Source organism: Klebsiella sp. D-Nf1, from assembly GCF_002810515.1.
GTDB classification, from domain to species: Bacteria; Pseudomonadota; Gammaproteobacteria; order Enterobacterales; family Enterobacteriaceae; genus Klebsiella; species Klebsiella variicola.
Genome location: NZ_PIOK01000001.1, coordinates 1,946,822 through 1,970,080, shown reverse-complemented (window position 1 = coordinate 1,970,080; position 23,259 = coordinate 1,946,822). Strand labels below are relative to the sequence as shown.

At 60.9% G+C, this 23,259-nt stretch carries 21 protein-coding genes; 10 read left to right on the top strand and 11 right to left on the bottom strand.

The genetic code is table 11. The features are described from left to right. Positions 1-48: 48 nt before the first annotated feature. Genes CWM54_RS09705 through nifH form a run of 5 tightly spaced genes read right to left on the bottom strand, consistent with a single transcriptional unit; the run spans position 49 to position 4,944 of the window. Positions 49-711, bottom strand: a complete 663-nt coding sequence (locus CWM54_RS09705) for a NifB/NifX family molybdenum-iron cluster-binding protein (RefSeq protein ID WP_074385344.1) — start codon at positions 709-711, stop codon at positions 49-51. A gap of 10 nt (positions 712-721) precedes the next feature. Beyond that, positions 722-940 (bottom strand): putative nitrogen fixation protein NifT, encoded by a 219-nt coding sequence (gene nifT, locus CWM54_RS09700; protein ID WP_004203557.1) that lies wholly within the window; start codon positions 938-940, stop codon positions 722-724. A gap of 39 nt (positions 941-979) precedes the next feature. Next, on the bottom strand, positions 980-2,542 hold the full coding sequence (gene nifK, locus CWM54_RS09695) for a nitrogenase molybdenum-iron protein subunit beta (RefSeq protein ID WP_100696848.1): 1,563 nt from the start codon (positions 2,540-2,542) through the stop codon (positions 980-982). 55 nt (positions 2,543-2,597) lie between these two features. Then, a complete protein-coding gene (gene nifD / locus CWM54_RS09690) occupies positions 2,598-4,046 on the bottom strand; it encodes a nitrogenase molybdenum-iron protein alpha chain (RefSeq protein WP_100681269.1) in 1,449 nt (482 codons plus the stop codon). Between the two features lie 16 nt (positions 4,047-4,062). Then, positions 4,063-4,944, bottom strand: coding sequence for a nitrogenase iron protein (nifH, locus tag CWM54_RS09685; RefSeq protein WP_004203553.1), 882 nt, complete (start codon positions 4,942-4,944; stop codon positions 4,063-4,065). A gap of 403 nt (positions 4,945-5,347) precedes the next feature. Here nifH and nifJ point away from each other — a divergent pair, with 403 nt between their 5' ends. Next, positions 5,348-8,863 (top strand): pyruvate:ferredoxin (flavodoxin) oxidoreductase, encoded by a 3,516-nt coding sequence (nifJ, locus tag CWM54_RS09680; RefSeq protein WP_100696846.1) that lies wholly within the window; start codon positions 5,348-5,350, stop codon positions 8,861-8,863. Positions 8,864-8,879: 16 nt separating this feature from the next. Here nifJ and CWM54_RS09675 read toward each other — a convergent pair whose 3' ends face one another. Beyond that, the gene (locus CWM54_RS09675; protein WP_008804136.1) at positions 8,880-9,188 is read right to left on the bottom strand and encodes an ArsR/SmtB family transcription factor; all 309 of its coding nucleotides are present in this window, start codon (positions 9,186-9,188) and stop codon (positions 8,880-8,882) included. A 240-nt stretch (positions 9,189-9,428) separates the two neighbouring features. Between CWM54_RS09675 and fusA the strand changes: the two genes are divergently transcribed. Continuing rightward, positions 9,429-11,531 (top strand): elongation factor G, encoded by a 2,103-nt coding sequence (gene fusA / locus CWM54_RS09670; RefSeq protein ID WP_100696844.1) that lies wholly within the window; start codon positions 9,429-9,431, stop codon positions 11,529-11,531. 105 nt (positions 11,532-11,636) lie between these two features. Here fusA and CWM54_RS29395 read toward each other — a convergent pair whose 3' ends face one another. Beyond that, positions 11,637-11,765: a hypothetical protein gene (locus CWM54_RS29395; RefSeq protein ID WP_021313317.1), complete on the bottom strand. Its 129-nt coding sequence runs from the start codon at positions 11,763-11,765 to the stop codon at positions 11,637-11,639. After that, positions 11,766-13,190 carry an exodeoxyribonuclease I gene (gene sbcB / locus CWM54_RS09665; protein ID WP_023340484.1) on the bottom strand — a complete coding sequence of 475 codons (1,425 nt, stop codon included), beginning with the start codon at positions 13,188-13,190 and terminating at the stop codon, positions 11,766-11,768. It abuts the gene before it with no gap. Positions 13,191-13,370: 180 nt separating this feature from the next. Between sbcB and dacD the strand changes: the two genes are divergently transcribed. The 6 genes from dacD to cobT all read left to right on the top strand — a co-directional run bounded on the left by dacD (position 13,371) and on the right by cobT (position 18,980). Further along, on the top strand, positions 13,371-14,534 hold the full coding sequence (gene dacD / locus CWM54_RS09660; protein ID WP_008804139.1) for a serine-type D-Ala-D-Ala carboxypeptidase DacD: 1,164 nt from the start codon (positions 13,371-13,373) through the stop codon (positions 14,532-14,534). Positions 14,535-14,710: 176 nt separating this feature from the next. Next, positions 14,711-15,184 carry a DNA gyrase inhibitor SbmC gene (sbmC, locus tag CWM54_RS09655; protein ID WP_012967620.1) on the top strand — a complete coding sequence of 158 codons (474 nt, stop codon included), beginning with the start codon at positions 14,711-14,713 and terminating at the stop codon, positions 15,182-15,184. A 98-nt stretch (positions 15,185-15,282) separates the two neighbouring features. Next, the gene (locus CWM54_RS09650) at positions 15,283-16,341 is read left to right on the top strand and encodes an FUSC family protein (RefSeq protein ID WP_100696842.1); all 1,059 of its coding nucleotides are present in this window, start codon (positions 15,283-15,285) and stop codon (positions 16,339-16,341) included. Positions 16,342-16,508: 167 nt separating this feature from the next. Next, positions 16,509-16,832, top strand: coding sequence for a DUF496 family protein (locus CWM54_RS09645; protein WP_002911883.1), 324 nt, complete (start codon positions 16,509-16,511; stop codon positions 16,830-16,832). Between the two features lie 312 nt (positions 16,833-17,144). Then, positions 17,145-17,885 carry an adenosylcobinamide-GDP ribazoletransferase gene (cobS, locus tag CWM54_RS09640; RefSeq protein WP_100696840.1) on the top strand — a complete coding sequence of 247 codons (741 nt, stop codon included), beginning with the start codon at positions 17,145-17,147 and terminating at the stop codon, positions 17,883-17,885. 27 nt (positions 17,886-17,912) lie between these two features. After that, a complete protein-coding gene (gene cobT / locus CWM54_RS09635; protein ID WP_100696838.1) occupies positions 17,913-18,980 on the top strand; it encodes a nicotinate-nucleotide--dimethylbenzimidazole phosphoribosyltransferase in 1,068 nt (355 codons plus the stop codon). Between the two features lie 45 nt (positions 18,981-19,025). On the opposite strand, the gene CWM54_RS09630 is transcribed toward cobT, so the two are convergent. Continuing rightward, entirely contained in the window at positions 19,026-20,135 is a 1,110-nt protein-coding gene (locus CWM54_RS09630) for an adenosylhomocysteinase (RefSeq protein WP_100696836.1), read from the bottom strand. Positions 20,136-20,334: 199 nt separating this feature from the next. Here CWM54_RS09630 and CWM54_RS09625 point away from each other — a divergent pair, with 199 nt between their 5' ends. Then, complete coding sequence (locus tag CWM54_RS09625) at positions 20,335-21,066, top strand: HPP family protein (protein ID WP_061153966.1); 732 nt, start codon at positions 20,335-20,337, stop codon at positions 21,064-21,066. 21 nt (positions 21,067-21,087) lie between these two features. Here CWM54_RS09625 and CWM54_RS09620 read toward each other — a convergent pair whose 3' ends face one another. Then, the gene (locus CWM54_RS09620) at positions 21,088-21,477 is read right to left on the bottom strand and encodes a tautomerase family protein (protein WP_008804146.1); all 390 of its coding nucleotides are present in this window, start codon (positions 21,475-21,477) and stop codon (positions 21,088-21,090) included. 115 nt (positions 21,478-21,592) lie between these two features. Here CWM54_RS09620 and CWM54_RS09615 point away from each other — a divergent pair, with 115 nt between their 5' ends. Then, positions 21,593-22,549: a LysR family transcriptional regulator gene (locus CWM54_RS09615; protein ID WP_100696834.1), complete on the top strand. Its 957-nt coding sequence runs from the start codon at positions 21,593-21,595 to the stop codon at positions 22,547-22,549. On the opposite strand, the gene CWM54_RS09610 is transcribed toward CWM54_RS09615, so the two are convergent. Beyond that, positions 22,509-23,249, bottom strand: coding sequence for a lipoyl protein ligase domain-containing protein (locus CWM54_RS09610; protein ID WP_100696832.1), 741 nt, complete (start codon positions 23,247-23,249; stop codon positions 22,509-22,511). The genes CWM54_RS09615 and CWM54_RS09610 overlap by 41 nt on opposite strands. Positions 23,250-23,259 lie beyond the last annotated feature (10 nt).

The following is a 23,259-nucleotide window of genomic DNA, read 5'->3' as shown; positions in this document are numbered from 1 at the left end:
ACAAAAAAAAGCCCGCGGGGTCGGCGGGCAACAAGCAAAACGCAACGATTAAAAAACACGTTCCTCCAGAGGGTTATCCCGGTTGAGGCGCTTCGCCAGCCACGGCGGCAGCCGACCGGCCAGCATCGCGCTTACCGCGTCGCACTGAGCCTGAATCGTCGTGCCCGGCGGCGCTTTCATCGGATGGATCTGATGGCGGATCAACCTCGCGGCGGCAGGCCCGCCAATCTCCTGACAAAACAGCAGATGGCAATCCTCCAGCAGCCTGGCGCGCATCTCACTGGCGTCAGACGCGGCAGAAGAAGAGGCATAGCGGCGCAAATCCTCCAGCCAGCCGCCCTGGTCATCGAAGGCATAGATAAAAAACAGCCGGTTCTGGCCAAAATGACCATTGATGGCCAGGCCATCCTGCGAGCAAAAAGCGACCCTCAGCTGCGGCGTTCGCTGAGGATGGCGGGCGATGCGCAAATGGCCGGGCAGCACCCCCTGCAGGCAGGCGATGACCCGCGCCCAGCGGGCCGGGGACATCACCGCCGTCGCCGAAGGAAAACTGGCGGCCAGCTGAGGCTGCGTCAGGGTGGTTAACCGTGCCGGGGTCAACGTTTCGCCGCACTCCTGCGCCAGCCAGTCGACGACTTGCACCGGCTGCAGCTCCGGCAGCGTCTGGAACAGCGCCAGCAGACGCCAGAAAAGGGTATCGTTGTCGGACATTTCCAGCTCCTTATAGCAGCGTGCTGCGGGTGGCGCGCAGGCTTATCGGGAAGACGGGTCGCCCCGGCTGCGGATTGACGTAGTAGCGACGTCCCCCCTCGAGGGCAATCGCGCCGCCCCAGCGGTCCGTCTCGTCATGTTCGACCTGGAGCACCCGGGCCTCCAGATCCTGTTTGGCGATATAGGCATACAACGCCTCGCCGCGCTCACGGAAAATCACGATGGGCATACTCCCTCCTGGCCCCGCCTGCGGCGGGGCGCCTGATGGTTAACGAACGAGGTCGAAGCTGTAATCGGTTTTGCCCAACTGGCTGGTGTCGTGGTCCAGTTTTTCCAGCACGGCGTTCACCAGCGTCGTGACGATGTTCATTGCGCCTTCATAGCCCCAGGTGGTCTGGCGGTGCAGATGATGGCGGTCGAACAGCGGAAAGCCCAGACGGATCAGCGGCACTTCGAAGGCTTTGCCTTTCGCCAGGGTATCGCGCTGGATAAACTTGCCGTAGGAGTTACCGATCATAAAGTCCGGCTGACGGGTGAACATCAGCGACCGGAAGTGCCACAGGTCGCAGTTGATGAACACTTCGCTTTCCTGACCGTACGGCGAGGCATCGAGCATTTTCTTCATCGCTTTTTGCCAGCGTTTATTGGCGTTATGACTGAGGATCACCGTCGGCTCGCAGCCCAGCTCCAGCAGGAAGCGCGTCAGCCCCATCACGAAATCCGGATCGCCGTAGAGGCCGAATTTTTTGCCATGCAGCCAGGTGTGGGAATCCAGCATCATGTCGACCAGCCGGCCGCGCTCCAGGGTCAGAGCGTCGGCGATCGGTTTGCCGGTCAGCTGACTGACGGTCATTAGCAGCGCGTCGGTGGCGGCCAGGCCCAGCGGAACGGCCACCTCGGTGGCGGGCTGGTTCCACATCTCCTGAACCACCTTTTTGCTTTTCACCAGCTGCCACGGCTGCAGCAGCAGGGTGTCAATGGCGTCCGGCGCGGTTTTGATCTCCTGCTGGCTGGTGCCGCCGGCGTACATCCGGTAATGGCCGTCGGCGGGGGTGTCGAGCACCTCTGATGGGTCGGAGAGCAGGCTGCACGGGACATCCATCTGCGCCATCATCCGCTTCAGCACGCGGAAGTTGCCGAGATAGGTCTCAAATCCGGTCACCAGATTGAGCTTTTGCTGTTTGCCCGGCTGCCCGGCGTAGTCAGCGGTAAAGGTCTTCGCGAACCCTTCGAACATATTGTCCCAGCCGGTGACATGGCTGCCGATAAAGCTGGGGGTATGGGCGTAAGGAATGGCGATGCTGTCGTCAACAAATCCCTCTTTTTTGGCGTTGGCGATAAACGCCTGCAGATCGTCGCCGATCACCTCGGCCATGCAGGTGGTGGAGACGGCGATAATCTCGGGTTTATACAGCGCGCTGGCATTCTGCAGGCCCAGATTCATGTTGTTGTTGCCGCCGAACACCGCCGCGTCCTCGGTCATGGAGTCGGAGACGCAGGCGACCGGCTCTTTAAAATGGCGGTTAAAGTAGGTGCGAAAATAGGCGACGCAGCCCTGGGAGCCGTGCACGTAGGGCAGGGTGCCGGCGAACCCCAGCGAGCAGAGTACGGCGCCGAGCGGCTGGCAGGCTTTGGCCGGGTCGACGGTCAGCGCCTCGCGCTGGAAGTTCAGCGCTTCATACTCGGCGGTGGTGGTCCAGGCAAAAACCTCCTGCACACGCTGCGCGTCGTGCGCCTCTTCAAGGGTCTTTTTATTCTGGAACAGGGTCTGGTATTCATCCTGTTCAAACAGCGGATAACAGCTGTGAATTTTATCGATCGTTTGGCTCATGGTGTTCTCCTCCCGCGCCACAAATCGGTGGACTGACGGGACAGTGAAGGGGCAATCACGCAGACTTCAGCCACGGGGCAGTCAGTTCGTTCCACGCCGGATTGTTCAGGGTCATATCCATATCGCGGGCAAAGATGGCGAAGCCGTCATAGCCGTGATAGGGGCCGGAATAGTCCCAGGAGTGCATCTGGCGGAACGGCACCCCCATTTTCTGGAAGATATATTTCTCTTTGATCCCGGAGCCGATGAGGTCAGGTTTCAGCGCTTTGACGAAGGCCTCCAGCTCATAGCTGCTGGCATCGTCAAACAGCAGGGTGCCCTCTTTCAGGTCCGGCAGGGTGCGGTCGTAATCATCGTTATGGGCAAACTCGTAGCCGGCGGCGATGATCTCCATCCCGAGATCCTCATAGGCACCGATGACGTGGCGCGGCCGCAGCCCCCCCATGTACAGCAGCACTTTGCGCCCCTCCAGCCGCGGGCGATATTTGGCGATGATGGCCGCCATCTGCCCCTCATATTTGGCGATCACCGCTTCCGCATTGGCGCGAATGGTGTCATCAAATTGATCGGCGATCTTGCGCAGCGATTCGGCGATTTTGGTCGGGCCGAAGAAGTTATATTCCATCCACGGGATCTGATGTTTCTCCTCCATATGGCGGGCGATATAGTTCATCGAACGGTAGCAGTGGACGAGGTTGAGCTTAACGAACGGGGTGTTCTCCATCTCCACCAGGGTGCCGTCGCCGGACCACTGCGCCACTACGCGCAGCCCCATCTCCTCCAGCAGAATGCGCGAGGCCCAGGCGTCGCCGCCGATGTTGTAATCGCCAATGATGGCAACATCGTACGGGGTGCTGGCAAACGGCTGCCCTTCGCGATTGTTCAGCACCCAGTCGCGCACCACGTCGTTGGCGATATGGTGGCCCAGCGATTGCGATACGCCGCGAAAGCCTTCGCAGCGCACCGGGATCACCGGTTTATCCAGCGCCTTGCTGCTGGTGTTGGCCACGGCGCTGATGTCATCGCCGATCAGGCCCACCGGGCACTCCGACTGGATGGTGATCCCTTTGGTCAGCGGGAACAGCAGCTCCATCTCTTCGATCAGTTTGGTCAGCTTTTTATCGCCGCCGAAAACAATATCGCGCTCCTGAAAATCAGAGGTGAAGTTCAGGGTGCCGAAGCTGTCGACGCCGCTGACGCCGGTATAGTAGTTGCGCCGTCCGGCGCGCGAATACTGGCCGCAGCCGATGGGGCCGTGCGAGATATGGGCCATGTCTTTGATTGGCCCAAACACCACCCCTTTCGAGCCCGCATAGGCGCAGCCACGCACGGTCATCACCCCGGGCTGCGATTTACGGTTCGAGATAATGCACTTGCCGACGCTCTCCATCTGCGGATCGCTGATCATCATGTGCTTTCTGCGCTCTTTGCGCGCGGTTTCGGGAAACACCTCCAGGACTTCCTGGATGAGCGCAAGGTTACGTTCGCCTGTTGCGTTGGTCATGGTGAGGATCCTGTGCTCAGGCCGCGTTTTCTTCAGCGGCGGTTTTACCAATGATGCTGGTGTCTTCTTCTTCCATGATGCCGAACTCCATCAGCAGCGATTCCAGCTCGTCCATGGTGCACGGCGTCGGCACCACTTTTTTGGTGTTATTGACGATCTTCTGCGCCAGTTGACGATATTCGTTGGCCTGCTGACAGGTCGGGTCGTACTCGATCACCGTCATCCGGCGGATCTCCGCGCGCTGCACAATGTTGTCGCGGGGAACGAAGTGGATCATCTGCGTGCCAAGCTTCTCCGCCAGGGCGATGATCAGTTCGTCTTCCCGGTCGGTTTTGCGCGAGTTACAGATCAGGCCGCCGAGGCGCACCTTGCCGGATTTGGCGTACTTCACGATCCCTTTGGAGATATTGTTGGCGGCATACATCGCCATCATCTCGCCGGAGCAGACGATGTAGATCTCCTGAGCTTTGTTTTCGCGGATCGGCATAGCGAAGCCGCCGCAGACCACGTCGCCGAGGACGTCATAGAAGACGAAATCCAAATCTTCTTCATAGGCGCCTTCTTCCTCGAGGAAGTTGATGGCGGTGATCACCCCGCGTCCGGCGCAGCCGACGCCTGGCTCCGGGCCGCCGGATTCGGCGCAACGGACATCGCCATAGCCGATTTGCAGAACGTCTTCGAGCTCCAGATCCTCGACCGAGCCCACTTCCGCCGCCATCTCCATGATGGTGTTCTGGGCTTTAGCGTGAAGGATCAGACGGGTGGAGTCCGCTTTCGGATCGCAGCCGACGATCATCACTTTCTTACCCATCTCGGCGAGGGCCGCGACGAGATTCTGGGTGGTGGTGGATTTACCGATACCGCCTTTACCGTAGATAGCGCATTGACGCATGGTCATGGTGACTTCTCCTGTTGTTGAGTGTTTGCCAGCAGAGAAGTGCAGGGAACGTACCAGCTGCGAATTTTTGTTCAGCCATTTGATAAATAAATGTTTTTTGTAAACCGGCCGCGCCGGGAGGCTGAGCAAACGGCACAATAACGCCACCAAATGTGCGAAACAGAACAATTTCCCCCCACGGGCCCGGCGCGGCGCTTTGTCACCTGTTCAACAGCTTGTCGCGCACAGTGTCTTATTCCCCGCAATCCCGCCGGACGGGCCTGCGCGTTTCTTCCCTTAACCTGTTGAATTGATGAGTGACAGGCGGCAATTTGCGAGCTGGCACAGGCTGTGCTTGGAGAGGTGACAGGGTTTGCCGCGGGCTGCCGCGGTAAAGAGAACGCTCACCTTTGAGGATTGAACGATGTCCGGAAACATGAAAACAATGGATGGCAACACGGCGGCGGCCTGGATCTCCTACGCCTTTACCGACGTGGCGGCCATCTACCCCATCACCCCCTCCACGCCGATGGCGGAAAATGTCGATGAATGGGCCGCTAAGGGGAAAAAGAATCTGTTTGGCCAGCCGGTGCGCCTGATGGAGATGCAATCCGAAGCCGGTGCCGCCGGGGCGGTGCACGGCGCGCTGCAGGCGGGAGCGCTCACCACCACCTACACCGCGTCGCAGGGGCTGCTGCTGATGATCCCCAATTTGTACAAAATTGCCGGTGAACTGCTGCCAGGCGTTTTTCACGTCAGCGCGCGGGCGCTGGCGACCAATTCGCTGAATATTTTTGGCGACCACCAGGACGTGATGGCGGTACGCCAGACCGGCTGCGCCATGCTGGTGGAGAATAACGTTCAGCAGGTGATGGACCTGTCGGCGGTGGCGCACCTGACGGCGATCGCCGGGCGGATCCCGTTTATCAATTTCTTCGACGGCTTTCGCACCTCGCACGAAATACAGAAGATTGAGGTGCTGGCGTATGAGCAACTGGCGACGCTGCTGGACCGCCCGGCGCTGGAGCGCTTTCGTCGGCAGGCGCTGCACCCGGATCATCCGGTGATCCGCGGCACCGCGCAAAATCCGGATATCTACTTCCAGGAGCGGGAGGCCGGTAACCGCTTCTACCTCGCGCTGCCCGATCTGGTGGAAAGCTATATGGCGAAGATCACCGCGCTGACCGGGCGGGAATATCACCTGTTTAATTACCACGGCGCGCCGGATGCCGAGCGGGTGATTATCGCCATGGGCTCAGTGTGCGACACCGTCCAGGAGGTGGTGGAGACGCTGAATGCGGCGGGGGAGAAGGTGGGGCTGCTCAGCGTCCATCTCTATCGGCCGTTCTCGCTGGCGCACTTTTTCGCGCAACTGCCCGCCAGCGTGCAGCGTATTGCCGTCCTTGACCGTACCAAAGAGCCGGGGGCGCAGGCGGAACCGCTGTGCCTCGACGTCAAGAACGCCTTCTATCAACGCGACGATGCGCCGCTGATTGTCGGCGGCCGCTACGCGCTCGGCGGTAAGGACGTGCTGCCCAACGATATCGCCGCGGTGTTTGACAACCTCAGGCAGCCGCTGCCGAAGGACGGCTTTACTCTGGGTATTGTCGATGATGTCACTTTTACCTCGCTGCCCGCCCGGCAGGAACCGCTGGCGGTCTCCCATGCCGGGATCACCGCCTGCAAATTCTGGGGGATGGGCTCGGATGGCACCGTCGGGGCGAACAAAAGCGCCATCAAGATCATCGGCGATAACACGCCACTCTACGCCCAGGCTTACTTTTCCTACGACTCGAAAAAGTCCGGGGGGATCACCGTTTCGCACCTGCGCTTTGGCGACCGGCCGATCACCTCGCCCTACCTGATCCACCGGGCCGATTTTATCGCCTGCTCTCAGCAATCCTATGTCGACCGCTACGACCTGCTGGAGGGGCTGAAGCCGGGAGGCACTTTTCTGCTCAACTGCAGCTGGTCCGAGGCGGAGCTGGAGCAGCACCTGCCGGTCAGCGTCCGGCGCTATCTGGCGCAGGAAAAGATCGACTTTTATACCCTCAATGCGGTGGACATCGCCCGTGAGCTGGGCCTCGGCGGGCGCTTTAACATGCTGATGCAGGCGGCGTTCTTTAAGCTGACGGCGATTATCGAGCCGCAAACGGCGGCGGACTATCTCAAGCAGGCGGTGGAGAAAAGCTATGGCAGCAAAGGGGCGAGCGTCATTGAGATGAACCAGCGGGCTATCGAGCTGGGGATGGCGGCGCTGCACCGGGTGACGTTTCCCGCTCACTGGGCGACCCTCGAGGCGCCGGCACCGCAGGCGAGCGCCCTGATGCCGGATTTCATCCGCGATATCCTGCAGCCCATGAACCGCCAGCGTGGCGACCTGCTGCCGGTGAGCGCCTTCGCCGGGATGGAAGACGGCACCTTTCCCTCCGGCACCGCCGCCTGGGAGAAGCGCGGCATCGCGCTGGAGGTGCCGGTCTGGCAGCCTGACGGCTGTACCCAGTGTAACCAGTGCGCCTTTGTCTGCCCGCATGCGGCGATCCGCCCGGCGTTACTGAGCGCTGAAGAGCAGGACACGGCTCCCGCCGGGCTGCTGAGTAAACCCGCTCAGGGGGCCAAAGACTATCACTATCATCTGGCTATCTCGCCGCTGGACTGCTCCGGCTGCGGCAACTGCGTGGAGAGCTGCCCGTCGCGCGGCAAGGCGCTGCAGATGGTCTCCCTCGACAGCCAGCGTGCGATAGCTCCGGTCTGGGATTACGCCCTGGGACTGGCGCCAAAAGATAACCCGTTTCGTAAAACGACGGTCAAAGGCAGCCAGTTCGAAACGCCGCTGCTGGAGTTTTCCGGCGCCTGCGCGGGCTGTGGAGAAACGCCCTATGCCCGGCTTATTACCCAGCTGTTTGGCGACCGGATGCTGATCGCCAACGCCACCGGCTGCTCTTCGATCTGGGGCGCCAGCGCGCCTTCGATGCCCTATACCACCAACCATCGCGGCCACGGGCCGGCCTGGGCAAACTCGCTGTTTGAGGATAACGCGGAGTTCGGTCTCGGCATGATGCTTGGCGGCCAGGCGATCCGCCAACAGATCGCCGAGGAGCTGACCGCCGCGCTGGCGCTGCCGGTCAGCGACGCGCTTCACGCCGCGATGCAGCAGTGGCTGGCGCAGCAGGATGAGGGGGAGGGGACCCGCGAGCGCGCGGACCGCCTCAGTGCGTTGCTGGCGGAGGAAAAAGAGGGCGTCCCGCTGCTGGAGCAGCTCTGGCAGAACCGCGACTATTTCGTCCGGCGTTCGCAGTGGATCTTCGGCGGCGACGGCTGGGCCTACGATATCGGCTTTGGCGGCCTCGATCATGTGCTGGCCAGTGGGGAAGACGTCAATATTCTGGTGTTTGATACCGAGGTCTACTCCAACACCGGCGGCCAGTCGTCCAAGTCGACCCCGGTGGCGGCGATCGCCAAATTTGCCGCTCAGGGAAAACGCACGCGTAAAAAAGATCTCGGCATGATGGCGATGAGCTACGGCAATGTTTACGTCGCCCAGATCGCCATGGGCGCCGATAAAGATCAGACCTTGCGGGCCATCGCCGAGGCCGAGGCCTGGCCGGGACCGTCGCTGGTGATCGCCTATGCCGCCTGTATCAACCACGGCCTGAAAGCCGGGATGCGCAGCAGTCAGCGCGAGGCGAAGCGGGCGGTGGAGGCGGGATACTGGCACCTGTGGCGCTATCATCCGCAGCGGGAAGCCGAGGGCAAAACGCCGTTTATACTGGACTCCGAAGAGCCGGAAGAGAGTTTCCGCGACTTTTTGCTCGGCGAGGTGCGCTACGCCGCGCTGCATAAAACCACGCCGGATCTGGCGGACGCGCTGTTCCGACAAACGGAGGACGATGCCCGGGCGCGTTTCAGACAGTATCAGCGGCTGGCGGGAGAGGAGTAGGCTGTCGGTTAGCGATTCACGGCTGCTGCATCACGTTCAGCAGCGTATCCAGCAGGCCGGGAAAACGGGCGTCCAGATCTTCCCGGCGCAGCGAAATCATGTTCTCCCGTCCCTGAGGCCGTTGCCAGATCACACCGCTGTCGCGCAGGACGCGCCAGTGGTGGGTCATGGTGGACTTGGCCACCTCTTCCTGGCGCAGAGCGTTGCAGCTCAGCTCGCTGCCGTCGGCCAGCGTGCGGATGATCTCCAGTCGCAGTGGGTTACCGAGCGCGGAAAGGACATTTTCCAGGCGAATTTGTTCTCGTTCGGGGTGATTGGCGATCATAATAATCCTGTGTCGGCGGTGGCGCGGCGCATGGTAGCCGCAGCCCATATCGGCGGCTGGCGGCTACTATACCCAAACTCCGGTTCTGATACCACGCGCGCCGCCGCAACCTGACCAATCGTAATAATAGCAAAAATAGTTCGAATATACTCGTACAGTTGTACTATGATAGGCGGCAGTTAAATGAACTGCGGATCATTCCGACCGCAGACTGACAGTCAAAATGACTAAGGACGCATCATGCCCCGACCCATCCCCCTCGAACGTTATCGCAACATCGGTATCTCCGCGCATATCGATGCCGGTAAAACCACCACCACCGAGCGCATCCTGTTTTATACCGGGATGAGCCATAAGCTGGGTGAAGTACACGATGGCGCGGCAACCACCGACTGGATGGCCCAGGAGCAGGAGCGCGGGATCACCATTACCTCGGCGGCGGTAAGCTGCTTCTGGCCGGGTATGGACCGCAGCTTCGAGCCGCACCGGATCAATATCATCGACACCCCGGGGCACGTGGATTTCACCATTGAGGTGGAACGTTCCATGCGCGTGCTCGACGGCGCGGTGATGGTGTATGACTCCGTCGGCGGGGTGCAGCCCCAGTCGGAAACCGTCTGGCGCCAGGCGAATAAATACCACGTTCCGCGGCTGGCCTTCGTCAACAAGATGGACCGCCCCGGCGCGGACTTCTTCCGCGTGGTGCAGATGATGATCGACCGCCTGAAGGCCAACCCGGTGCCGATTGTGATCCCCATTGGCGCCGAAGAGCATTTCACCGGCGTTGTCGATCTGGTGAAAATGCGCGCCATCCTGTGGGATGACGCCACCCAGGGCATGACCTTCAGCTATGGGCCTGTCCCTGACGATCTGCTGGCGACGGCCCGCGAGTGGCGGGAGAAAATGGTCTCGGCGGCGGCGGAAGCCAGCGACGCGCTGATGGATAAATACCTGGAAACCGGTGAGCTGGACGAGGCGGAGATCGTTGCCGGTCTGCGCCAGCGCACGGTGAAGGGGGAAATCCAGGTGGTGCTCTGCGGTAGCGCCTTTAAAAACAAAGGCGTGCAGCGCATGCTCGATGCGGTGGTGGAGCTGATGCCGTCGCCGCTGGATATTCCGGCGATACAGGGCGTTGATGAGAAAGGCCAGCCGGCGGAACGCCATCCGAGCGACGATGAGCCGCTGTCGGCGCTGGCGTTTAAACTGATGACCGACCCCTACGTCGGCCAGCTGACCTTTATCCGCGTCTACTCCGGGACGCTGAAAAAAGGCGATGCGGTGTGGAACCCGGTGAAGGGCAAGAAAGAGCGCATCGGGCGTATCGTGCTGATGCACGCCAACGACCGCCACGAAGTTGACGAACTGCACGCCGGGGATATCGCGGCCTGCGTCGGTCTGAAGGATGTGACCACCGGTGATACACTGTGCGATCCGGATGCGATCATTACCCTCGAACGGATGGAATTTCCGGAGCCGGTGATTTCGCTGGCCATCGAGCCGAAGACCAAAGCGGATCAGGAGAAAATGGGCATCGCGCTGCAGCGGCTGGCGGCGGAAGATCCGTCGTTCCGTCTGCATACCGATGAAGAGTCCGGCCAGACGATTATCTCCGGTATGGGCGAGCTGCATCTGGAGATCATTGTCGACCGGATGAAGCGCGAGTTTGGCGTTGAGGCCAACATTGGTCGTCCGCAGGTCACCTACCGCGAAACCCTGCGCAAGAAAGTGACGGACGTGGAAGGCAAATTTGTGCGCCAGTCCGGCGGCAAAGGGCAGTACGGGCACGTCGTGCTGACCCTGGAGCCGCTGGAGCCGGGCAGCGGTTTCGTCTTCGAGGACGCCACCAAAGGCGGCGTGGTGCCGCGCGAGTACATCCCTTCCGTGGAGAAAGGGCTGCGCGAAGCGATGGGCACCGGCGTGCTGGCGGGCTATCCGGTGGTTGACGTGAAAGCGACCCTGACCTTTGGGTCGTACCACGACGTGGACTCCTCGGAAATGGCGTTCCGCATGGCGGCGATCTTTGGCTTCCGGGAAGGCGCGCGCAAAGCGGATCCGGTGATCCTTGAGCCGGTGATGCACGTCGAGGTGGAGACGCCGGAAGAGTACGCCGGGAATATTATGGGCGATCTCTCTTCCCGTCGCGGGATGGTGCAGGGGATGGAAGAGCGCTTCGGCAGCCAGATCATCCGCGCCGACGTGCCGCTGGCGGAGATGTTTGGTTATTCCACCACGCTGCGTTCGATGTCTCAGGGACGGGCAACCTACAGCATGGAGTTCCACCATTACGCGGAAGCGCCGCGCAATGTGGCGGATGAAATCATCGCCAGCCGCGCGAAAAGTTAAGCAACGTTCCCGGGTGCGACGCGAGGCGTCTTACCCGGGCTACGAGTCCAGCCATCGTTTGTAGCCCGGGTAAGGCGTTAGCCGCAACCCGGGAATTTCAGCCAATCAGACAATATCCTGTGCGTACTGCCACAGTGCCTTCAGCTGCGCCAGCTTCTCTTTATCATCCGCATACTGCTGATACAGTTTGTAGCCCGGGTAAGGCGTTAGCCGCAACCCGGGAATTTCAGCCAATCAGACAATATCCTGTGCGTACTGCCACAGCGCCTTCAGCTGCGCCAGCTTCTCTTTATCATCCGCATACTGCTGATACAGCATCTGTAGCTCATCGGCATAGGCCTGCAAAAACTCAGGCGTAAACACCTGACGACGATGCTCTAACCAGCGCTGCTGCTCATGTTCATCGAGCGTGCCGGGGAAGTTGCGCGCCCGGTAGTTAAACAGCAGGCGTTCGATACGCTTGTCGGCGAAGGTAATATCCAGCGCCGGCAGATTGCGCGGTTCGGTTTCCAGCACGATTTTCATCGCCGCGCGGTCGGCATCGCTAAAGAACCCATTGTAAAGCTGGGCGTCGACGTTCTCGGACGGCACGAACGGTTCGGCTTCGGCATAGACCGCCACCACTTTCTCGCGCACCTGCGGATTCGCCCGCAGCAGCTGGGCATTCTCCAGACAGCGTTGAATAGAGATCCCCAGCCGGTCGGCATCCTGCGGGCGCAGAGTATTGGCCTGAGCCAGCACCGGACATTTATTGAGATGCACCAGCTTAATCGGCGCCGCCGGCAGATCGCCAAGCTCGGCGCGCGGGGTGTAAAGCCGCTCGCGCAGGGCATCGGCATCGAGCTCCAGCAGCGGCGCCATATCGCCCGCCAGATCGACCATAATCACCGCATTGCGGTTTTCCGGATGCCAGGCCAGGGGCGCCACCAGGCTGGTGTTGCCGCGCGCGGCGCCAAACATGCCGGAGACATGCACCAGCGGTTTCATCTGCGGCACGTCGATGAGCGTCGCCAGCTTGCGCTTATTGCGATGGCTGTAGAGATAATCAAACAGCCGCGGCTGCTGGGTTTTCACCAGCTTTGCCATGGCGATGGTGGCGTACACATCGGCCATCGCATCATGAGCGTTCTGGTGTTCAATACCGTTGGCGACGGTCAGATGTTCAAGCCGGAAGCTGGGCAAACCCTCGTCATTCTCCGGCCAGGTGATCCCTTCCGGACGCAGGGCATAGCAAGCGCGCATCACGTCGAGCAGATCCCAGCGCGAGTTATCGTGCTGCCAGCTCCAGGCATAAGGGTCATAGAAGTTGCGATAAAAGATATTCCGTGTCACTTCGTCATCAAAGCGCACGTTGTTATAGCCGACAATACAGGTTTGCGGCACTGTGAACAGATCGTGGATGCGGCGGGCAAACGCGGCCTCGTTATCCCCTTTGGCCAGCGCTTCCTGCGGGGTGATCCCGGTGATCATCACCGCCTGCGGCTGTGGCAGGTAATCGTCAGCAGGCTTGCAGTAAAACACCTCGGGCTCGCCCAGCACGTTCAGCTCCGCGTCGGTGCGGATGGCAGCGAACTGCGCCGGCCGGTCGAGGGAAGGGCTGGTGCCGAAGGTTTCATAATCGTGGAATAAAAATCCGGGCTGGTTGACGCTATCTTGCATAGTCTGTTCATTATCCGTGGTGGCGTGCGACGGGTATGGTAAACGATTTGCCCGGGCATCAGAAGGGTAACGGCAAGCAACATCCTCTGCTGTGTCATATTTTCTTGCAATTAAACCCTGATATGAAACGCGAAGTTCCGTAAAAAGGACGGCGGATCTGTAAATCTAGAGGATATGCCGTTGAAAGGCCGTTTGTTTATTGCTGTATCTTTGCTCGCTTCGAGCGTTTCCTGCGCATTTGCCGTCGACTTCCCTGCTACGGTCGCGCCACCGGCTATTCAGGCTGGTTCCTGGGTGCTGATGGATTACACCACCGGTCAGGTCCTGACCGCGGGTAACGAACATCAGCAGCGCAATCCTGCCAGTCTGACCAAACTGATGACCGGCTACGTGGTCGATCGCGCCATCGACAGCCATCGTATCACCTTTGACGACATCGTCACCGTAGGTAAAGACGCCTGGGCGAAGGGCAACCCGGTGTTCGACGGGTCATCCCTGATGTTCTTAAAGCCTGGGGATCGCGTCAGCGTCCGCGACCTCAGCCGTGGGCTGATTGTCGACTCCGGTAACGACGCCTGCGTCGCGCTGGCCGACTATGTCGCCGGTGGCCAGCCGCAGTTTGTCGCCCTGATGAATCAGTATGTCGAAAAACTGCACCTGCAGGACACCCATTTCGAAACCGTCCACGGCCTCGACGCCCCGGGCCAGCACAGTTCGGCCTATGACCTCGCTGTGCTGTCGCGGGCGATTATTCATGGCGAGCCTGACGTCTACCACATGTACAGTCAAAAAAGCCTGACGTGGAACGGGATCACCCAGCAAAACCGTAACGGTCTGCTGTGGGATAAAACCATGAACGTCGATGGCCTGAAAACGGGCCACACCTCGGGCGCCGGGTTCAACCTGATCGCCTCGGCGGTGGATGGCCAGCGCCGGCTGATCGCCGTGGTGATGGGGGCGGACAGTCCGAAAGGCCGCGAGCAGCAGGCCGCTAAACTGCTGCACTGGGGGCAGCAGAACTTTGACACCGTGCAGGTGCTGCAGAAAGGCCAGAAGGTCGGCACCGAACGCATCTGGTACGGCGATAAAGAGCAGATTAAGCTCGGCACCGATCAGGATTTCTGGTTAGCGCTGCCGAAGGCGGAAGTGTCGCGGATTAAAGCGAAATATGTGCTGGATAAGAAGGATCTGGAGGCGCCGATCGCCGCCAACCAGCGGGTCGGCGAGATTTCGCTGTATGACGGCGACAAGGTGGTGGGGCACTATCCGCTGGTCACCCTCGAAAGCATCAATAAAGGCGGGGTGTTCTCGCGAATGAGCGATTACCTGCACCACGAGCTGTAACCATGATAACCGCCTCTTTGCAGGCGGTTTTTTTTCGTCTGTCGCTCCTGCTGGCGGGGCGTCTCTTTTTTCAGCAGTGTGATGGCGACTCTGTGAATTCGCGCACATACTGAGGGGGGATCTCCTGTTAAATTAACTGTATATTCATACAGTCATTTATCTCCAAAGGAGGCAAGATGAACTACAGCATCACCACCCTCGGCAAGAAAACCATTGCCGGTTTCCATCTGGTCGGGCCCTGGGATCAAACGGTCAAGCAGGGGTTTGAGCAACTGATGATGTGGGTTGAGAACCATCAGGTGCCCGCCCGTGAATGGCTTGCCGTCTACTACGATAACCCGGAGGAAGTGCCGGCGGAAAAACTGCGCTGCGCCACCGTGGTCGCCGTTGACGAGGATTACGTCATTCCCGCCAACAGCGAAGGGGTGATACTGGCGGCGGTTGCCGGCGGGGATTACGCCTGCGCCCGCGCGCGGGTGGTGGATTACGATTTTGCCACCCCGTGGATGCAGTTTTTCGACAGCCTGCTGCAGAGCACAACGTATCGCGTGGCCCCCAGGCCCTGTTTTGAGATCTATCTCAACGACGGCAACCACGACGGCTACTGGGATATCGACATGTATGTCCCCGTTGAGCGCGTAGCGTCGTAGCGGTTTACCCCTATTCCGGACAAGGATTTTTACATTCCCGGCACGCTCCGGGCGAAAAAGCAGTTACAATTGGCCTTTTCGTTTTGCCGGAGAGGGTTGTGCGCGCTGATAAATCACTCAAGCCATTTGAGATCCGCTTGTATCGCCATTATCGGGTAGTGCATGGCGTGCGGATTGCGCTGGCCTTTGTGCTCACTTTTTTGCTGGTGCGGCTGCTGAACGTGCCTGAGGGGACCTGGCCTCTCATCACCCTGGTGGTGGTGATGGGTCCGATCTCCTTCTGGGGCAACGTCGTGCCGCGGGCGTTTCAGCGCATCGGTGGCACGATCCTCGGCTCGGCGCTGGGGCTGGTGGCGCTGAAGCTTGAGCTCATCTCCCTGCCGCTGATGGTCCTCTGGTGCGCGGCGGCGATGTTCCTCTGCGGCTGGCTGGCGCTGGGCAAGAAACCCTATCAGGCACTGCTGATCGGCATTACCCTGTCGGTGGTGGTCGGGGCGCCGCCCGGCGATATGCATACCGCGCTGTGGCGAAGCGGCGACGTGATCTTCGGCTCGCTGCTGGCGATGCTGTTTACCGGTATCTGGCCGCAGCGGGCGTTCATCCACTGGCGCATCCAGATGGCCAGCTATGTCACCAACTTTAACCGCCTCTACCAGGCCGGCTTCTCGCCAAATCTGGTGGATCGGCCGCCGCTGGAAAAGCATCTCCAACAGGCGCTGAACGACGTCGTCAAAATGCGCGGGCTGATCACCCCCGCCAGCAAAGAGACGCACATCCAGAAGGCGATCTTCGAGGCTATCCAGACCGTCAGCCGCAACCTCGTCTGCATGCTGGAGCTGCAGATCAACGCCTGGTGGGCCACCCGTCCTGGTCATTTTGTGATGCTCAATGCGCACACCCTGCGGGAGACGCAGCAGATGACCCAGCAGACGCTGTTGGCCATCGCCCACGCCTTGTATGAAGGGAACCCTCAGCCTGTGCGCGCCAACAATGAAAAGCTGAATGAGATCGTTCTCGAACTGCGCCAGCTGATGAAAGAGCAGGGTGACGACAGCCTGGCGGAAACCCCAATTCATGGCTATGTTTGGCTCTCGATTGAACTGGCGCGTCAGCTGGAGCTGCTGTCGCATCTGATCTGCCGCGCGTTGCGCAAATAAGCACCAGATGCACCGGGTAACTGCATGGGTTGTTTCGATTCAGCAGCGTTTAGGGTTATGATAAACGCAAAGGAAAAAACATTGTCATCAGCGACTGCTAGCAGTTATGTTAGCCCTATATCGCAGTCGCTTTACGAATCCGAATCTCAATTATTAGGGGTGTAAAAATGGAAACAACTAAGCCTTCTTTCCAGGACGTACTGGAGTTTGTTCGTCTGTACCGTCGTAAGAACAAACTGCAGCGTGAAATTCAGGACGTTGAGAAAAAGATCCGTGATAACCAGAAGCGCGTTCTGCTGCTGGACAACCTCAGCGACTACATCAAACCGGGCATGAGCGTGGAAGCTATCCAGGGCATCATCGCCAGCATGAAGAGCGATTACGAAGATCGCGTTGATGATTACATCATCAAAAATGCCGAGCTGTCCAAAGAGCGCCGCGACATCTCCAAAAAACTGAAAGTGATGGGCGAAGCCAAAGTCGAAGGCTAATCCCTGCCGGTCCGGCGGCGATCGACGTCGCCGGGCTGTTCTGCTCTCCCTCCCCATTCGTCTCTTTTTCTGCAAAACTTTGTCCCGGCAACTGCCTCTCCTCACCGACTCTTTGCTATACTGCCCCGCGAAAACGTATTGATATCGGAAGGGTTTCTCTCATCCTGGCCGGGCATCTGACGCAGCGGCGTCAGAGCGATATCTCAACACCTCTCACCTCTCCGACGATCGATTCGCCAGAAGACAAACTCAGGTGCTGACCGGGCGCGACCGAACTCTTCCGCTGCTTTCGCCGACAGGAGTCAACCTCACGTGATTAAGTCATTCTTTGCTGCACTCTCGTTTATCAGCCGCCTGCCGGTCCCGGCGCGGTTATCTCAGGGGCTGGAGATCGAACAGTACCAGCGCAGTATCGTTACCTTTCCGCTGGTCGGTTTACTGCTCGGCGCCATCGCCGGCGCGGTGGTGCTCTTCCTGCAGCCGTGGTGCGGCGTCCCGCTGGCGGCGCTGTTCGGCGTGCTGGCGCTGGCGCTGCTCACCGGCGGATTTCACCTTGACGGGCTGGCTGATACCTGCGACGGCATCTTCTCAGCCCGTACCCGCGATCGGATGCTGGAGATCATGCGCGACAGCCGGCTGGGCACCCACGGCGGACTGGCGCTGATCTTCGTGCTGGTGGCGAAAGTGCTGGTGGTCGGCGAGCTGTTGCTGCGCGATATCCACCCCATCGCAGCGCTGGCGGCGGCCTGCGCCGTCGGTCGCGGAATGGCGGTGCTGCTGATGTATCGTCATCGCTACGCGCGGGAAAAGGGGCTGGGCAATCTGTTTATTGGCAAAGTTAGCCTGCAGCAGACGCTGGTGACGGTGGCGATGGGGGTAGCGCTGGCCACCGTCCTGCTGGGGCTGCAGGGTCTGCGCGCCGCGCTGATCACCCTGGTGCTGATCTGGGGACTGGGATGGGCGCTGAAGCGAACCCTCGGTGGGCAGACCGGGGATACTCTCGGGGCGGCGATTGAGCTGGGTGAATTACTCTTTTTACTGGCGCTGCTGTAAGGCCTGGCGCCAACGGTGAGGAACAGAATGGAAACACTTTCTGCGTTACTGGCTGCCATTCCGCAGCCCGATGTAGCGGGCATGACGTGCGCTCAGCAGCATATTGATGGCCTGCTAAAGCCGCCCGGTAGCCTTGGCCGTCTGGAGACGCTGGCCGTGCAGCTGGCTGGTTTGCCGGGGCTGCAGGGGCAGCTGGCGCTGGCGGAGAAGGCGATAGTGGTCATGTGCGCCGACCATGGCGTCTGGCATGAAGGCGTGACGCCTTCGCCGCAGGTGGTGACGGCCATTCATGCCGGCAATATGGTGCGGGGAAACACCGGCGTCTGCGTGCTGGCGGTGCAGGCCGGGGCCAGGGTGCAGGTGGTGGATGTCGGCATCGATGCCGACCCGCTGCCGGGCCTGATTAACCTCAAGGTGGCCCGCGGTAGCGGGAATATCGCCCGGACGGCGGCGATGAGTCGCCAGCAGGCGGAGACGGTGCTGCTGGCCAGCATGCATCTCACCCGCCAGCTCGCCGCCGACGGGGTGAAAGTCTTTGGCGTCGGCGAGCTGGGAATGGCCAATACCACCCCGGCCGCAGCGGTGATCAGTGTCCTGACGGGCAGCGATCCTGACGCAGTGGTGGGCTGTGGGGCCAATCTGCCACTCGCGCAGCGGGGCCATAAGGTGGCGGTGGTGCGCCAGGCGATAGCCCTTAACCAGCCGAACCCGGAGGAGGGGCTGGATGTCCTGGCGAAGGTGGGCGGTTACGATCTGGTGGGCATGACCGGGGTGATCCTCGGGGCGGCCTCCTGTGGTCTGCCGGTGGTGCTGGATGGCTTCCTCTCCTATGCCTCTGCCCTGGCGGCGTGTCGCATGGCTCCGGCGGCGCATCCATATCTTGTCCCTTCGCACTTGTCGGCGGAGAAAGGGGCGCAGATCGCCCTGGACGCGCTGGGTCTGCGGCCCTATCTCGATATGGACATGCGCCTGGGAGAGGGCAGCGGCGCCGCGCTGGCGATGCACCTGCTGGATGCCGCCAGCGTGATGTACAACCAGATGGGAACGCTGGCGCAGAGCAACATTGTACTGCCGGATACCGCGCCGTCGTCCTGATGGTAAAGCGCATCGTCTCCACGATCGGGGGACGATGCGCTGCGTTTACAGCGCCTGCTGCCAGACCGCCTGGGGCAGGAGGTAAACCTGCGCCGGGGCGCGCATGCCGTCGGTGACAATATGGCGAATGCCGCTGGCCATCACCGCCAGGGTGACGTCAAAAGCGTTCAGGCTGTCGCCGAAGCCCGCGGTCAGGTTGAGCATCGAACCATTGGCCAGAAGATAGATGGTTTTGTCAGCCATGCGGTAGGCGTTGATATACGACATCACCTCTTCCTGAGGGTACTGGCGCAGGTACTCGCCGTCGATCTCTTCCGCCACGTGGCCGACGTTAAGGATAAAGACTCCCGCTTTCGCACGGTCCAGCGCCTGGCGATTAACCACGTTTTTCCCGCCTGTCGCCGTGGCCACCACATCCGCTGAGGCGATAGCCTCCTGCAGAACCACCACGTGCCAGCCGTCGTAGGCTGCCTGCAGACGACGGGCAGGATCGATCTCCGCCACCATCACCTGACCGCCAAAGGCTTTTGCCGCCGCCGCGACGCCCTGGCCGACCAGGCCGTAGCCGATCACCAGCACTTTTTTCTCATGCAGGGTGAGATGAGTGGTCTGGAAGAAGGTGTGCCAGGCGGTGAGACCGACCATATGGCGGTTGTGCAGCCCCTCTTTGACCGGCAGATCGTCCCAGTTAAAGATCGGATAGCCTGGCTGAATATCGCCCAGCCGATTGACGCCCGAGCCAGTGGCTTCCAGACCCGCCACGATGTTACCGAACTCGCCGCGCTGATGGAGCAGGGTGGTGATATCGGCGCCCATCTCGCACAGGTGAGTGGGCTGCCAGGCAATCGCTTTTTCCCATGACTGTTGCCAGTCGGCATCGCTCATATTGCGCCACGCACAGGCCTCGGCGCCGCGCTCCACCAGCCAGGCCACCACGTCGTCTTGCACGGTGGTGGGGTTACAGGTGGTTAAAAAGACCTGAGCGCCCTTGTCGAGGATCCCCTGCACCAGCGGGATCATTTTCATGTCGAGGTGCATACAGCAGGCCAGGCGCACGCCGCTGAGGTCGGGCAGGGCGGCGACCTGACGCAGGGTACGCGGCATATTCTGGCTGGCCCATGCCACTTCTTTCGCTAAAGAGATTTTATTATTCACTGGGTTATGACCTTCAGTTCGCAAAAGGGGTATCCCCCTGACAGAAAAGGGATTCTATCAGCCCACGCGAGAATTCACAGCCCTGTGCCCTCAGGACGAGATTGCCCGCGCTATTCCCTGCGAAATACATGGTTGTTAATGTAAGGTTAAAAAAAGAAAATAAAATATAAGTAATTCCTATGACCTAAGCGATAAAGCGATGTTGAGTGTCATTTCTGCGGGGCTGTTTTCACGGCTGCGGATTTTCCTTGGGCGCCTGAAGCCGCACGCGCTGCCGGTGGCCCGCCGGCATATCGTGCTGGGATCCATTGGCGCCGGCACCGGGCTGGCGGTAACCAGCATGTTCAGCCACTGGCTTCTCGGCGAAGTCAATCTGTGGTTTATTGCCCCCATGGGCGCGTCGGCGGTGCTGTTATTTGGCGTGCCGAGCAGCCCGCTGGCGCAGCCGTGGTCGATTGTCGGCGGTAATGTGCTGTCGGCGCTGATCGGCGTCACGGTGGGTATGCTGGTTCCCCATCCGGCGCTGGCCTGTGGCCTGGCGGCAGCGCTGGCGATCGCCGGGATGTATTTTCTGCGCTGTCTGCATCCCCCCGGCGGCGCGGTGGCCCTGACGGCGATCCTCGGCGGCGCCGGGGTGCACAGCGAAGGCTATCACTTTGTGCTGACGCCGGTGCTGCTCAACTCGCTGATGCTGGCGCTGCTGGCTATCGTGTTTAATAACCTGGTTGGCCGCCGCTATCCGCATCCGCTGGCGGCGGAGGAGGTCAAGCCCCGGGCGGTGCCGCTGGGCATCTCGGTCACCCGGGAGGATATTCACGCCGCGCTGCTGGAAGGCCAGTTCCTCGATATTGATGAAGATGATGTCCAGGAACTGCTGGAGAATATTGAGCAGCAGGCGCGCCAGCGCATCGCGACGGCAGCCCGCCGCTAAGGGCGCACTTCGGGCTGCGGGTTACAGATCGCCGGTAAGATACTGTGCGACCCCGCGGCCAAAGCTCCAGTCACCTTTCTGATTACTGATAATCGACACCATCACATCATCGCCGCTCAGGCCGCAGTGCTCCGCCAGCTCCTCCTGCAATAGGGCGAAGAAGCGCTGCTTCTGCGCCTCGCTGCGCGGGCTGGTATAGACCCGCACCACCACCAGATCCCGCGTGCGGGTCAGTCCGAGGCCGGTATCGTCAATCACCATATGGTGGGCTTTGTTTTCGTGAACAATCTGGTAGCGGTCGCGTTCCGGTACCTCGAAGGCACGCAGCACGGCGCGATGGGCGGCATCCAGCAGGGTTCTGATCTCCTGTTCCGTACGGCCTTCAATCAGGTCAAATGTCAGTAATGGCATGCAGGTGTTCCTTATCGTTAGGGAATAATGACGGGCTGAACAGGATGCTAGCCGATGCCGTCGCGGGCAAAAACCGCTATAGTTGAATACATTGTTTTTACTGGTGAACAATCACATGAGCGAGAGTCGTCCGGAGAGTTACTGGGCCCATCTGTACTGGCTGACGGTGCTGGAAGAGCAAAAAAGCTATACCCGGGCCGCGGAAAAGCTGGGGATCAGCAAGTCGGCCATCAGCCAGAAAATCAGCGAGCTGGAGCGGGTGACCGGGAAAACCCTGGTCCATCGCACCACCCGCAGCGTGAGCCTCAGCGACGACGGACTGCGGCTGGTGGCGGAGCTCAACGAGCCGTTTGGTCAGTTGCGGGATATTTTCACCGGCGCCTGCGATGAGGGCGGGCCGCTGCGGGGAACGCTGCGCCTGACCGCGCCGGTGGCCTTTTCCCGCCAGCAGCTGGTCCCGGCGATTGCGCCGTTTTTGCATCAGCATCCCCAGCTGCATTTGCAGCTTGAGGTGACCGACCGGCTGGCCTCTCTGGCCAGCGAAGGGTTCGACCTCGCCATCCGCCATTGTCGGCGCGAGGCGCTGCCGGACACCCACGTCGCCTGGCCGCTGTGTCACACCGCGACGCTGATCGTCGCGTCCGCCGACTATATTCGCCGCCATGGCCGCCCGGAGACCCCCGACGATCTGCGCCACCACCAGTGCCTGACCTATCCCCGTGGGCCACAGCGCCCGCAGTGGACGTTCGCCTCCCGCCAGGCGCCCGATGAACGGGTGACCATCAACGTGCAGGGGCCCTTCGCCACGAATAACAGCGAGTCGCTACGCGATGCCGTGCTGGCGGGACTGGGGGTGGCGCTGCTGCCGGATTTCAGCGCCCGGGAGGCCATTGGCCGCGGGCTGGTGCAGGAGCTGCTGCCGGCGTGGCAGCCGGTGGAGGTGTTTGCCGATCGGCTGTATGTCATCCGGCCTTATACCCCGCGCGTGTCGCGCGCAGTGGAAACCTTCAGCCGCTACCTGAAAGCGACCTTTAGCGAGCCGCGTCCAGCTCCCGCGCCAGCGCCTCGCTAAAGCGGGGCAGCAGATGGCGCTCGCCGGGAAGCCGCTGCGCGAGGGTGACGGTTTTGTCGGCGCAATAGACCCGCTCGCTGCCGAGCTGCGCTTCGAAGGCGTTCGCCGCCTGATGCGCCGCGGTAAGATCAGCGTCAATAAGGATCGCCGCATGGGCCAGCACCACGTGGCCGCGGCCTGCCGCCAGCGGCCGCCAGTACTGGGCGGTACCGACAATCTTGCGCGCCGCCTCGCCCTCCCCGCAGGCGAGGTTATACCGGCCATCGCAAAAGGAACCGTTTACCGCCCGGGCGTGGCTGGCAACGCCGAAGCGCGCCAGGGTACGCTGCAGCACCGCGCACAGCGAGAGGTAGATGGGTTCGGCGGCCTCGCCGAGCGACTGCTGCACCGGCCAGGCGAGACTAAGGTTGATAATGCCCGGCCCCTGGGGCACCAGACCGCCCCCGGAGCGGCGGAGCCATACCGGCCAGCCGCGCGCGGCAAAATGCGCGCTGACCGCTGGCAGGTCCGCAAACTGACGATAGCTCCCGGGCACCACAAATCCCTGCGGCGCCTGCCAGAGTTGGGCGACGGCCTCCCCGGCGCTGGCTTTGGCAAACAGCGGCTGTTCCGCCTGGGTGGGGTCCTCGCAAAACTGCAGCGCCAGCGAGGAGGGGGTAAAACGGCGAGGCCAGCAGTCGGCCAGGGACAACAGAGACATGCATTCTCCT

Coding starts and splice junctions, on each gene's coding strand:
- CWM54_RS09705 (WP_074385344.1), bottom strand. CDS start 711: ATGTCCGACAACGATACCCTTTTCTGGCGTCTGCTGGCGCTGTTCCAG.
- nifT (WP_004203557.1), bottom strand. CDS start 940: ATGCCCATCGTGATTTTCCGTGAGCGCGGCGAGGCGTTGTATGCCTAT.
- nifK (WP_100696848.1), bottom strand. CDS start 2,542: ATGAGCCAAACGATCGATAAAATTCACAGCTGTTATCCGCTGTTTGAA.
- nifD (WP_100681269.1), bottom strand. CDS start 4,046: ATGACCAACGCAACAGGCGAACGTAACCTTGCGCTCATCCAGGAAGTC.
- nifH (WP_004203553.1), bottom strand. CDS start 4,944: ATGACCATGCGTCAATGCGCTATCTACGGTAAAGGCGGTATCGGTAAA.
- nifJ (WP_100696846.1), top strand. CDS start 5,348: ATGTCCGGAAACATGAAAACAATGGATGGCAACACGGCGGCGGCCTGG.
- CWM54_RS09675 (WP_008804136.1), bottom strand. CDS start 9,188: ATGATCGCCAATCACCCCGAACGAGAACAAATTCGCCTGGAAAATGTC.
- fusA (WP_100696844.1), top strand. CDS start 9,429: ATGCCCCGACCCATCCCCCTCGAACGTTATCGCAACATCGGTATCTCC.
- sbcB (WP_023340484.1), bottom strand. CDS start 13,190: ATGCAAGATAGCGTCAACCAGCCCGGATTTTTATTCCACGATTATGAA.
- sbmC (WP_012967620.1), top strand. CDS start 14,711: ATGAACTACAGCATCACCACCCTCGGCAAGAAAACCATTGCCGGTTTC.
- CWM54_RS09645 (WP_002911883.1), top strand. CDS start 16,509: ATGGAAACAACTAAGCCTTCTTTCCAGGACGTACTGGAGTTTGTTCGT.
- cobT (WP_100696838.1), top strand. CDS start 17,913: ATGGAAACACTTTCTGCGTTACTGGCTGCCATTCCGCAGCCCGATGTA.
- CWM54_RS09625 (WP_061153966.1), top strand. CDS start 20,335: ATGTTGAGTGTCATTTCTGCGGGGCTGTTTTCACGGCTGCGGATTTTC.
- CWM54_RS09620 (WP_008804146.1), bottom strand. CDS start 21,477: ATGCCATTACTGACATTTGACCTGATTGAAGGCCGTACGGAACAGGAG.
- CWM54_RS09615 (WP_100696834.1), top strand. CDS start 21,593: ATGAGCGAGAGTCGTCCGGAGAGTTACTGGGCCCATCTGTACTGGCTG.
- CWM54_RS09610 (WP_100696832.1), bottom strand. CDS start 23,249: ATGTCTCTGTTGTCCCTGGCCGACTGCTGGCCTCGCCGTTTTACCCCC.